Below are 11,743 nucleotides of genomic sequence, written 5' to 3' on the forward strand. Positions count from 1 at the left end.
GTAAGGCAGCCCACCAACCATTAAAAATCAAATTATTATGGAGGAAACCAAAGAGCAACAGGGGCTTTACCGTTCCCTGCAATTTGGCATATACCTATCCGTTGTCCTCGAAGTCTTTCTTTTTTTCTATGTAGATAGGTTCCTATTGACAGGAACAACCGATAATGGGTTGTTCCTGTTTGCGGAGAGACTTTCGAGAGTACTGTTCTATGCCGAACTGATAAACAGTAAACTCTTTACACTCGTGCTGATCTGTCTGGTCTCCGTCGGAACATTGAGCCGAAAGAAAAAAGACCTCAATCCCAAGACGCAGATCGGTTACCCTTTTGCATTGGGGATGCTTATCCTTTTTTCGGGTTTATGGTTGCAGGGACGTGAGGCAGCCCCGATATGGCAATCGGTCAATTGGTATGACCTCGCCTATGTCACGAGTGCTTTTGCGGGTGCGATTCTGGTACACATGGCAATGGACAATGTATCCAAGATCATAAGCTCCAATCTGGGAAAGGATCGCTGGAACGTCGAAGAAGAATCCTTTATGCAGCCGACCGAACCCGTCGTAAGCCCGTATGCAATCAACATCCCGACGTTGTTCTATTACAAAGGAAAAGTCCGTAAAGGGTACATCTTAATTGAAAATATTTTTAGGGGCCTGCTTCTTTGCGGGGTTCCGGGCAGTGGAAAATCGTTTGGGGTCATCATGCCGATCATACGCCAAATGCTGGCCAATTCGTTCACGATGTGCCTATACGATCTGAAATATCCCGATCTCGGCAAGGTGGCCTATTATCACTATCTGCTCGCCAAGCAGGACGGTCGTTGCAGGGATTACAAATTCCATGTTATCAATCTCAACGATCCCGCAAAGAGCAGACGGGTAAACCCGATGAAGCGGGCTTACCTAAACACACTTGCCGATGCTTCGGAAACGGCCGAAGCATTGGTTGAAGCCTTGAAAAAGGGAGACAAAAGCGGTGGTAGTGACCAATTTTTCACGCAGTCCGCCATCAATTTCCTTGCCGCATGCATCTTCTTTTTCAGTAGATTCGAAGATGGCCGTTATTCCAGCCTGCCTCATGTACTTGCCTTTCTTAACCTGTCGTATGAACAGGTTTTTACGGTACTGTTCAGCAACGGAGAGCTTAGCTCCCTTTTATCGCCATTCATGTCCGCCTACAAGGCAAAGGCATTTGACCAATTGGAGGGGCAGGTTGGGACGCTCAAAATCTTTATCAGCCGAATGGCTACCAAAGAAACGTTTTGGGTTTTCGGTGCGGATGATTTTGAGCTTCAAGTCAGTAACCCCAAGCACCCCGGTGTTTTGGTGCTCGCCAATGATCCCCGTACCCAGAGCATTAACTCCGCCTGCCTGTCGGTGGTACTTAATCGGGTTACGAAACTTATCAATACGAAAGGCAATTTACCTATCGGTTTAGTGGTGGATGAGGCCCCAAGCCTTTATATTCACCGTGTTGACCTATTGGTAGCACAGAGCAGATCCAATTTTTCTGGGGTCGTTTTGGGGCTTCAGGAGTTGCCTATGTTACGCCAACAATACGGCAAGGAAACAGCGGAGGTCATCACGTCCATCATGGGCAATGTACTGTCCGGTTCGGTCAGGAGCAAAGAAACTTTGGAGTGGTTGGAGCGCCTGCTTGGTAAAGTCAAACAAACGGGGGAAAGTCTAAGTATAGACCGTACGAGAACCTCGCTATCCTTGAATGAAAAACTCGAACCGTTGATTCCTGCCGGAAAGATAGCATCGCTAAAAGCTGGTGAAATTGTTGGCATCCTTGCCCGTGATACGGTAGACACCTATACGGGCAAATACCAGACTTCGGCGGTTAAATGCCGTGTCAATCTGGACATGGAAGCCATCAAAAAAGAAGAAGCGAATTATCGGGAACTACCAACCTATTATGACTTCGGTGATCGAAAAGAAGAAATCCTATTGGACAATTTTTTCCGCATCAACAGAGAAGTTGAGGAAATAGTTGAACAGTTTATTCCTGCCCAAGACAATGTTCAAATTCCCGTACCAACCGAAACGACGGAATACAACAAAAGAAAATAGTCAATCGACTTTTTAAGGGAGTTAACTCCTACAAATCACAACATTATGAACAACACTCGACGTTCTGCATATCTGCGGATTAGATTTTTTTTCGGTTGGTTGGTGCTTGTTCCCTTTATGCTTTGTGGACAAGGCATAGATTACAGTCCACCATTGGACAAGCTAAAGGTCACATCGCCATTTGGATACCGTATCCACCCGATCAGCGGTAAGGCTTCACACCATAGCGGTGTTGACTTTGCCGCCCGTTCCGATCCTGTATTTAATGTACTTAATGGTTATGTCAAAGCAACAGGAAGACATAAAGCACTCGGCAAGTACATACGGATAGTACACGGCGAAGTAGAGACCATTTACGGACACCTTTCCCATATACTCGTTTCATCTGGTGATACGGTAATAGCGGGGCAACCTATCGCTATCACTGGAAGCACGGGCAGGGTGACAGGAGAACACCTGCATTTTTCGGTGAAATTCAACGGTAAATTCCTTGACCCCTTGAAATTCCTACGCAGGTTAAGAGAACAATTAGACCAATCCTTAAACATGGAATAATATGGACTATCATTTAAGATCACTGCAACAAAAACTAAGTGTCCTGGCCAGTGGTGAAGACATTGGTCTGACCCCAGCGGAAGCCGCCATTTATGGCGTGGAATACGCAGACGAATGGCCAGATGACGAATCCCCGGAGGTGGATGAAGATGAGTAGTAAAAATTCTAAATCCCTGCATGAAATAGTTGCGGAGAATATCATCAAGAAACTCGAACAAGGTACAGCACCGTGGCAAAAGCCGTGGAATAGCAATAGCCCAGCTTTTGAATTACCATATAATGCAATCACGGGAAACCGATACAAGGGCATAAACAGTCTATCACTATTATCGGCCGATCGTGAAGACCCGCGCTGGATGACGTTCAACCAAGCATCTGCAAAAGGTTGGAACGTAAGAAAGGGCGAAAAGGCGACACTGATCCAGTTTGTCAAGACCCATGAATTTGTTTCCAAAAGAGACGAACAGGGCAAACCAATTTTGGACGAACAGGGTAAGCCTGTAAAAGCTAAGGTAGGTCTTGGCAGGGCAATTATCACCACTGCTTGGGTTTTCAATGCGCAGCAGATCGATGGCATCGAACCTTTGGTGAAATCCGAAGCAACGCAATTCCAATGGGATTCTATCCAAAGAGCAGAAAACATCATTCAGGCTTCGGGAGCAGATATAACCCACAAAACAGGTAACAGAGCGTATTACAGTCCGGCACTCGACAGTATCACCATGCCTTTGCGTGAACAATTCGATGCACCGGATAAGTATTATGCCACCGTGCTCCATGAACTCGGTCACTGGACGGGACATAAAGACCGTCTGGACAGAAGCATGGTTGACAGTTTTGGAACAGAGGGCTATGCCCGCGAAGAACTTCGTGCCGAAATCGCTTCGATGCTTATCGGTCAGGAACTCAACATTGGCCATGATCCCGGCCAGCACATTGCCTACGTGGACAGTTGGATACAGATATTGCGTGACACACCTTTTGAAATACATGCTGCCGCCGCCGATGCAGAGAAAATCCTCAATTATCTATTGGCATTTGAGCAAAAAAGAGAGATCAAGGCCGCTGCCAATGTTCAGGTCGAAGCCCAGACCGAGGCAAAACCACAAAAGTTAAAAGAAGCCACCCTTTCGATAGGTGATGAAATTGCCTATAACAGTACTATGTACAAAGTGCAAGGGCATTTGAAACGTGGGCGTATGCGTGTGGAAGACCTATCAACGGGAAACACATTTTCGCTATCGAAAACAGATCGACTATATGGTTCACTGCTCCATGCCAAACAACATCCCGATGTTGTCAAGGTAAGTGAAGACCTGAACCGCCCGGTACATACCGAAATGGAGGCCGTTGCCGCCTACGGTATCAGAAGATAAAATCATAAAACTTAACAAACAATTACATCATGAAATATCCTATCAACGAAAACGAAATGCCCCTAAACGAACTTGAAAAATTGGGGCTTTACAAAGACGGAGGGTTCAGCATAAGTCCGGAGAATATCGATGCACTGCTTGCAGGGAGAAGAACCGATATGTTGAGCATGGCAGGTCTGAACATCGACGGGTTTGCCATCCGCGGGTTGGATGCAAAGTTATCCCTTAGCCGAAATACAGATGGCACAGTACAGCTAAACATACATCCCATATATCGTGAACCGCAATGGCATCCATTGTTGAGCGATGACGAGGAAAAAGCCCTGATCGCAGGAGAAAAACACGTGGTAAGCAAGGAACAGGAGATTGACGGAAACAAAAAGAAGAAAGTCATCATTGAATATGACGACTTGACAAGGGAGTTTGTGGCTTATGAACCCGAAGAAGTGCAGGCCCCCATCCGAGTAAATGGCGAAGAACTTTCGGAAAAGCAACAGGAGGCTTTCCGTAACGGCGAAGTGGTGGAACTCAAAGACGGAGCGAAAATCCAGCACTCGGCAACGGACAATAAGGGTATTCGTTCAGACCGTAAACGGCTTATCCTATCCGTGCTATTGGACGGCGGTCTCTCATACTTGGTATTCCGTAGTATCAATAACCTAAGAGGTAGGCTCGAACCACAAAGTGAAGGGTACAGCGAGGGATATAACCACGCATTGACCGAAATGATAATGGCCGATAAAAAACAAAAACACGGTAACGAGAAAACCGTTCAAGACCTTGTGCAAAATCTTCGTGGTAAACAAGAAAATAGAGGTTACGGACGTACCGTTTCGAGGTAATGGTATTTCTCCGATTAAAGTCCGAAGTACGGAACTTCTTTGCACCCTATTTCCACGTGGTCGAGGATAAAATTCTGTTTCCTTATACATTGGAAAATCAGATTGTCGCCCAAGAGCATTGGAGTGAAAACGGTGTCCGTATTCCGGTCTGTAAAGGTATGTGGTTGGTGATGGACAGTTTGCCTGTATCTGTCACCAATCTTTTTATAGGTCATTCTGCAAGCGATATATTATGCTTCTGCCATTATTACCCTAATTGGGTTTATTCACCTTGTTTGAGTGCATTTGTCTCATTGGGTTTGTTGCCAACCAAAGAACAGTTTACGTGGCTAAAATCCCTTTTCCCAAACGCTAAAATACATACGGTATTTGATGGGGGAATAAGTGGCTGTGTAGCTGATTGTAAAGTAGCGACGTGGCAACTTGGTAAGAACGCAAGGTTTAGTATTGTTGATGACCACGGAGAGTTTTACTGCAACAAAAAGAAGTATCGTATTCCGGTAAGTATATTTTCATTGAACCGTTTTGAAAAATTGTCCGGCATCCGTGCAGGTATCAGAACCCATAAACCCAAAGCACCATTTGAAACGTTCTACGAATCATTTATAAACGGTCTAATCTGAACCGGTCCATTCTGTACCCTGGTACATTACTCTTATCAAAAAAATAAAGTCAAAATATCCCAATAATTGATACAAGCAACCAATCAAAATTTTTATGAAGAGCCGCCTGTAAAAGTGGTTATTTTATATTTAATGAGTTTTAAATCAACCGTTTAAAAGGATAGCAAAATGAAAGATGAAATAAAGCCTTCGCGAAATGAACAGACAGAAAAAACAAATTATCAGAACTGGATGAAAACACCAATTGGAAGAAAAGGTACCCTTACTAAAGAATCAGTGAAAAGATATAGAGTAACGATAAGTTTCATAGAGGTGACGGATGAAGAAAGAAAAATCAAACGTGGTATTATTGAAGATATTATGAAAAACCTTTAGAGGTATGGACAATTTTGTATTAAAAACGTGACTTTCTAATGTCTTGTAAATCTGGTCCTTATTTGATGTTGAGCCTATTTTTAATTATATTGTGGCTGACAAAACAATTCACTATTATGATCGAAAATAAGAAACGAGTTGGTATTTGGATACGAGTGTCCACAGATTTACAAGTAAGGGACGAGAGCCCCGAACATCATGAACAACGAGCGAAATTCTATATCGAATCGAGAGATTGGCAAGTTGCTGAAGTGTATAGATTAGATGCTGTATCCGGTAAATCTGTTATGAATCATCCCGAGGCACAACGCATGCTTAATGATTTAAAAAGTGGACGTATAACTGGTTTAGTATTCTCTAAACTTGCGCGTCTTGCCAGAAACACTAAAGAGCTGTTGGATTTTGGGGAAATCTTTAGAAAAGAGGGAGCAGATTTGGTTTCATTAGCAGAACAGATAGACACAAGCACCCCAGCGGGTAGGTTATTCTTTACGCTTGTAGCTGCAATGGCAGAATGGGAACGAGAGGAGATTTCAAGTCGGGTTGCAGCTTCGGTGCCTATACGTGCAAGGATGGGAAAACCTCTTGGTGGACAAGCAAGTTTTGGATACAAATGGGAGAATAAGGCCCTTGTAATCGATAAGAACGAAGCTCCAGTTCGTAAACTGATATATGAAATATTTTTGAAGTGTCAACGTAAGAAAACAACTGCAGATAGTTTGAACAAAATGGGTTATAGAACCAGAAGTGGCGCATGTTTTTCGGATACTACAATAGACCGATTATTACGGGACACAACTGCCAAAGGAGTCCGAATTGCGAATTATACAAAGAGTTTAGGCGAAGGGAAGCAATGGGTTATAAAACCCGAAAATGAATGGATAAAAATCCCATGTCCTTCGATTGTTGATGAAAATTTATGGGAAAAGTGTAATTCTATTCTTAATGAACAAGCAACAAAAAGAAAAAGGATTGGTAGGAAATCTGAGTATTTACTTGCAGGTTTTGTTAAATGTGAATGTGGTACTTCTATGTATGTGTTAAGCAGTGCGAAAAAATTTACATGTAAAAACTGTAAGAACAATATCCTTGTTGATGAAATGGATAAAGTTTACCAGCAACTCCTTAAAGGATACCTTCATGACCTACAACCAGAAATGTATGTTGGAGAACTTGAATCAGTATTGAAAGAAAAAGAAAAATTATTTTCAGAAACCAAAAAGAAACGTGTTCAACTACGAAAGAAAATGGATGAATTAGTTCCTCTTAGGGCGGAGCTTGACAAGGAGCATTTTGGAGAATTATACCAACCTCTTGTTGACCAAGTAAAACAACTGGATAAATCTACTCCCGAATTGCAAGCCGAAATAGACCTTAAGCGAATTCAGATTTCTTCAAGTGATTACGTTCTCAAAGAAGCAAAGATGTTGTATAATCAATGGTCCGAAATGTGTTTCCGACAAAAACGGGCTATTGTTGAAACTATTACTGAATATATTACCATTGGACAGGACTCTATTAACATAGGACTATCCCACCTTCCTTTATCCTCAAAGCAAACAAGTCCACACATCTTCAGGGATTCATAGCGGCAATCAACATAAAGCTTGCTGGGTAATCCACACTAAACCTCGATCTAGAAATGGTGATGGATCTGGATTCCAATGGTTGTCGCATCACCTCCAGAACGGATCTTTTAAATTCTGGCAGTTCGTCCAAGAACAATACCCCATTATGGGCCAAGGAGATTTCTCCGGGTTGTGGATACGAACCGCCACCAACCAAAGCGACATCGGATATCGTATGATGGGGTGAACGGAAAGGACGAATGGTCATCAAGGACGTGGAGCTAGGCAGTTGCCCAGAAACAGAATGTATTTTGGTGGTCTCCAAGGACTCGTCAACAGTCAGTGGTGGCAAGATGGTTGGCAATCTCTTCGCAAGCATTGTCTTTCCAGCACCTGGAGGACCAATAAGAATAACATTGTGTCCACCTGCAGCTGCAATCTCCAATGCTCTTTTGATATTCTCCTGACCCTTTACATCAGCAAAGTCCAAATCGTAACTATTCATTAGTTTTTCGAAGCGTTTATTGATGTCAACTAGGGTGGGTTCAATGCTTGTTGCCCCAATAATGAACTGTACCGCTTCGTTAAAGGACCTGATCCCAAGGACCTCGATACCTGAAACAATAGCTGCTTCCTCAGCATTTTCAATCGGTAAGATGATGCCATGGAAGCCATCTTGTTTTGCCTGCAAGGCAATAGATAACACCCCTTTAACAGGATGGATCTTTCCATCTAAGGATAATTCTCCGAGTAATACATATTTGTTCAAGCGGTCCGAAATAATCTGTCTAGAGGCGGCTAATACTCCTATTGCGATCGCTAAGTCATAAGATGAGCCTTCTTTTCGGATGTTTGCTGGAGCTAAGTTGATGATGATCTTTTGTCGGGGCATATAGAAACCATTTGACAATATGGCGCTTTCTACTCTTTGGATACTTTCTTTGACAGCATTGTCAGGAAGGCCGACGATAAAGTAATATAATCCAGGTGTAACATTGACTTCGACGGTGATGCTTGTCGCATTAATACCGAAGACTGCACTGCAATAGGTTTTTACTAACATTTTAGCGATATTTAATATCACTAAAAGTAAATAAATTATATATAAAACAAATGATGTATGGTTAATGCTAACAATTTCTTAAATTTTACTGAATCACAATATGTGTTATGTAGTCTGAAATTGACGGGATTGGGTAAATTTTTAATAAATAAAACGATTCGGTCTATTTTTTGTTATAATAGTATTAAAAGAAATAGAAATTGGTTTAACAACTAAATTGCAGTATAAAATGAAGGATAACGGTAAAATTGTAACAGCGCTGTTGGCTGGACTAGCCGCAGGTGCAGTTTTAGGAATTATTTTCGCACCTGAGAAAGGAAGTGAGACTAGAGAGAAATTGAATGAATCACTAGCTGATTTAACTGATGCAATCAAAGAACGCGCAGAAGAACAATTCGATCAGCTGACTGATTTTAAAGATAAAATCGTTGCGGCGGTAAAATCTAAGCTTGGCAAAGCAGAAGATGCGATCGATGAAGAGATCGAAGAGCACGCATAGTGCTAAAGCAAACCTTAGATTATTAAAAATTTTTAAATAATAGCTCCAGGACTATCTCTCGATAGTCTTGGAACCTATGATATGGAATTACGTGCATGGAAGAACAAAAATTTTCATTTTCTGAAGTATTCGATAAGTCTAAAGAATACATTGAGACCCAGATTGAACTAGCGAAATTAAAAGCTTTATCCAGATCCTCTAGGATCATGGGCTCTCTGATCGTAGATGGCAGTAAGGTTTTATTGTCTTTGCTGATCGTGTTTTTTGTTTCCCTGGCCTTAGGCTTTTATTTAGGGGAATTACTGGGGAGCTATTCTTTAGGGTTTTTGGCAACAGGAGGAATCTTTTTTCTAGTTCTGCTATTGATCAAGGCCTTTGAGCCAAAGTTAGAAGAGAAGTTCATGAACATGTCCATCAAGCGTATTATGTCTAAGTGGGATGCCGATGATCATGATGATGAGATTGAAGAGATCAAAGAGGAGGTGCGTGAGGCCGTAAATGAAGTTGAGGAAGAATTAAAGGAAGAAAAAGAACGAGTTTAATCAGGATATGAGAACAAAGGTTACGAATTTTGATGAGTTGACAGCAGAGATTGCTCGCCTGAAGGTACAGAAGAAGGAGCAAGAGGCTTTTTTATTGAATCAATATGAATTGCTGAAACATAAGGTAGAAGCTCCTGCGCGTATTGCCAATATGATCTTCAACCGTGTGCCGGGTGTTTCCACCGTGAAAGGGTTGTTTTCAGGAATCAGTCAGGTTACCAACAAGAACAACGAAGCCGATTGGTTGACTAAAACCTTGCAATTGGGACTTCCATTAGTATTAAACCGAACTTTATTGAAGAATGCCGGATGGTTGAAGAAAGGCCTTGTGCTTTTTGGATCTGAAACCGTTGCCAGCCAAGTAAATCAAAGCAAAGTTACTGCTGTTATCGATAGGTTAACCGCTTTGATCAAACCGAAAAACAAAAAGAAGAAAAAGAAAAATGAAGAGACCCTGGAAGCCGTTGCTGCCAACCCTATTCCGCCTAACCATCCTCCAATGATTACAGCTGAAGAGAGTGTTCAGGACAATAAGTACGGTATTCCGAAAGATAGCGAAGCCTATTAACGGTTTTTAAGCTTCTTGCTTTTTCAAGAAATCCTCATAAGCTAATTTAATTCCTTCTTTAAGGTTGGTTTTTGCTTTCCAGCCTAAGCTGGTCAATTTGCTTACATCCATTAATTTTCTTGGAGTGCCATCGGGTTTGCTACTGTCAAACTCCAGATCACCTTGGAATCCGACCACCTCTTTTATTAATTCTGCAAGCTCGCGGATGCTGATATCCTCGCCTACTCCAATATTCACAAATTGAAGGTCATTATAATTTTCCATTAAGAAAACACAGGCATCTGCTAAGTCATCCGCAAACATAAATTCACGTAATGGCTTACCAGAACCCCAGATATTTACTGTAGGACTGTTATTGACTTTTGCTTCATGGAACTTTCTGATCAATGCCGGCAATACGTGGGAGTTTTCTGGATGATAATTGTCATTGATGCCATATAGGTTAGTCGGCATGACCGAGATATAATTATCATCGTATTGCATTCTATAAGACTCGACCATCTTGATACCAGCGATCTTGGCAATAGCATAAGGTTCATTGGTGGGTTCAAGGGTTCCGGTCAACAGATAATCTTCTTTCAAAGGTTGAGGGGCCATTTTTGGGTAAATACAGCTGGAACCTAGAAACATCAATTTCTTGACATCATTCTCATGGGAATAATGGATAACATTGTTCTGGATGGCCAAATTCTCATAGATAAAATCTGCCCTGTAAACGTTATTCGCCATAATACCCCCCACTTTAGCTGCGGCAAGGAATACGTATTCAGGTTTTTCAGTTTCAAAAAATTCTTTCACGGCCTGTTGGTCACGGAGGTCCAATTCCTTGGAAGTCCTAACCACAATATTTTCGAATCCTAACTCTTTTAACTTGCGGTAAATAGCCGATCCGACCATCCCTCTATGTCCTGCTACGTAAATTTTCGCTTGTTTTTCCACCTGAAGTATTATTTATACAAATATAAGGTTAATTTTGCGACTTAATTATCAGCTATGGGTAAGGATAAACTAAGAAAATTCGCTGAAGTATCCACTTTTAAGAATGTGGTGCAGCTGGATGCAGGAAAAGAATTTAAGGGTAAATGGGCTAAGGAATTCTTCAAGAATGAGAAGCCTGTGATATTGGAATTGGCATGTGGTAAGGGTGAATATACCGTTAACCTTGCGAAATTGTTTCCTGAAAAGAATTTTATTGGTATTGACTATAAAGGCAACCGGATTTGGCGCGGTGCCAAGACTGCCCTTGAAGAAGGAATTGATAATGTAGGCTTTTTGAGGATCCAAATTGAAACCATCTTGGAGCATTTTGAAAAAGGTGAGATCGCAGAGATCTGGATTACCTTCCCTGATCCGCAGCCTCAGGATAGCCGTGAAAAGAAACGCCTGACCAATCCAGTCTTCCTGGAAAGATACAAAGAGATCCTGGTTCCAGCAGGTATCATGCATCTTAAAACAGATAACGATGGCTTTTTTGCCTATACCGTGGAGCAGATCGAGCTACAAGGCTTGCCAAAACTGAAGGAAACCACAGACCTTTATCATTCTGATTTAGTAGATGAGGTCTTGTCCATCAAGACGTACTATGAGAAAAAGTATTTGGCTGAGGACAAAAACATCAATTACGTGCAATGGAAATTCGCAAAATAATAGCGAATTAA

The 11,743-nt window shown here is 42.0% G+C and carries 13 protein-coding genes and 1 pseudogene; 12 read left to right on the forward strand and 2 right to left on the reverse strand.

The features are described from left to right. Positions 1 to 37: 37 nt before the first annotated feature. The 8 genes from CKW03_RS01535 (at position 38) to CKW03_RS01565 (ending at position 7,434) form a co-directional block, all read left to right on the forward strand. A complete protein-coding gene (locus CKW03_RS01535; protein ID WP_093101151.1) occupies positions 38 to 2,074 on the forward strand; it encodes a type IV secretory system conjugative DNA transfer family protein in 2,037 nt (678 codons plus the stop codon). Between the two features lie 45 nt (positions 2,075 to 2,119). Then, positions 2,120 to 2,629, forward strand: a complete 510-nt coding sequence (locus tag CKW03_RS01540; RefSeq protein ID WP_093101152.1) for a M23 family metallopeptidase — start codon at positions 2,120 to 2,122, stop codon at positions 2,627 to 2,629. 1 nt (position 2,630) lies between these two features. Further along, complete coding sequence (locus tag CKW03_RS20220; RefSeq protein WP_157739352.1) at positions 2,631 to 2,786, forward strand: hypothetical protein; 156 nt, start codon at positions 2,631 to 2,633, stop codon at positions 2,784 to 2,786. Further along, positions 2,779 to 4,005 carry an ArdC family protein gene (locus CKW03_RS01545; RefSeq protein ID WP_236736577.1) on the forward strand — a complete coding sequence of 409 codons (1,227 nt, stop codon included), beginning with the start codon at positions 2,779 to 2,781 and terminating at the stop codon, positions 4,003 to 4,005. The genes CKW03_RS20220 and CKW03_RS01545 overlap by 8 nt, the downstream gene beginning before the upstream one ends. Positions 4,006 to 4,034: 29 nt before the next feature. Continuing rightward, positions 4,035 to 4,847, forward strand: a complete 813-nt coding sequence (locus CKW03_RS01550) for a DUF4099 domain-containing protein (RefSeq protein WP_093101156.1) — start codon at positions 4,035 to 4,037, stop codon at positions 4,845 to 4,847. Further along, positions 4,847 to 5,470, forward strand: coding sequence for a hypothetical protein (locus tag CKW03_RS01555; protein WP_093101157.1), 624 nt, complete (start codon positions 4,847 to 4,849; stop codon positions 5,468 to 5,470). The genes CKW03_RS01550 and CKW03_RS01555 overlap by 1 nt, the downstream gene beginning before the upstream one ends. A 168-nt stretch (positions 5,471 to 5,638) precedes the next feature. Next, positions 5,639 to 5,845: a hypothetical protein gene (locus tag CKW03_RS01560; RefSeq protein ID WP_093101159.1), complete on the forward strand. Its 207-nt coding sequence runs from the start codon at positions 5,639 to 5,641 to the stop codon at positions 5,843 to 5,845. A 116-nt stretch (positions 5,846 to 5,961) separates the two neighbouring features. Next, positions 5,962 to 7,434 (forward strand): recombinase family protein, encoded by a 1,473-nt coding sequence (locus CKW03_RS01565; RefSeq protein ID WP_169918968.1) that lies wholly within the window; start codon positions 5,962 to 5,964, stop codon positions 7,432 to 7,434. On the opposite strand, the pseudogene CKW03_RS01570 reads toward CKW03_RS01565, so the two are convergent. Then, positions 7,424 to 8,476 (reverse strand): annotated as a pseudogene (locus tag CKW03_RS01570) (YifB family Mg chelatase-like AAA ATPase); the annotation flags it as partial. The gene CKW03_RS01565 and the pseudogene CKW03_RS01570 overlap by 11 nt on opposite strands. Positions 8,477 to 8,705: 229 nt before the next feature. On the opposite strand from CKW03_RS01570, the gene CKW03_RS01575 reads away from it, so the two are divergent. From CKW03_RS01575 to CKW03_RS01585, 3 genes are all read left to right on the forward strand, one after another. Then, complete coding sequence (locus CKW03_RS01575) at positions 8,706 to 8,975, forward strand: YtxH domain-containing protein (RefSeq protein WP_093101163.1); 270 nt, start codon at positions 8,706 to 8,708, stop codon at positions 8,973 to 8,975. A gap of 95 nt (positions 8,976 to 9,070) precedes the next feature. Beyond that, complete coding sequence (locus CKW03_RS01580) at positions 9,071 to 9,517, forward strand: hypothetical protein (protein ID WP_175486362.1); 447 nt, start codon at positions 9,071 to 9,073, stop codon at positions 9,515 to 9,517. Positions 9,518 to 9,524: 7 nt separating this feature from the next. Continuing rightward, entirely contained in the window at positions 9,525 to 10,085 is a 561-nt protein-coding gene (locus CKW03_RS01585) for a hypothetical protein (protein ID WP_093101165.1), read from the forward strand. A 6-nt stretch (positions 10,086 to 10,091) separates the two neighbouring features. Here CKW03_RS01585 and fcl read toward each other — a convergent pair whose 3' ends face one another. Beyond that, positions 10,092 to 11,024: a GDP-L-fucose synthase gene (fcl, locus tag CKW03_RS01590; protein ID WP_093101166.1), complete on the reverse strand. Its 933-nt coding sequence runs from the start codon at positions 11,022 to 11,024 to the stop codon at positions 10,092 to 10,094. Between the two features lie 54 nt (positions 11,025 to 11,078). Here fcl and trmB point away from each other — a divergent pair, with 54 nt between their 5' ends. Continuing rightward, positions 11,079 to 11,732 carry a tRNA (guanosine(46)-N7)-methyltransferase TrmB gene (gene trmB / locus CKW03_RS01595; protein WP_093101168.1) on the forward strand — a complete coding sequence of 218 codons (654 nt, stop codon included), beginning with the start codon at positions 11,079 to 11,081 and terminating at the stop codon, positions 11,730 to 11,732. The last annotated feature ends 11 nt before the right edge of the window (positions 11,733 to 11,743 follow it).

This window comes from Sphingobacterium mizutaii, assembly GCF_900187125.1.
Classification (GTDB): Bacteria; Bacteroidota; Bacteroidia; order Sphingobacteriales; family Sphingobacteriaceae; genus Sphingobacterium; species Sphingobacterium mizutaii.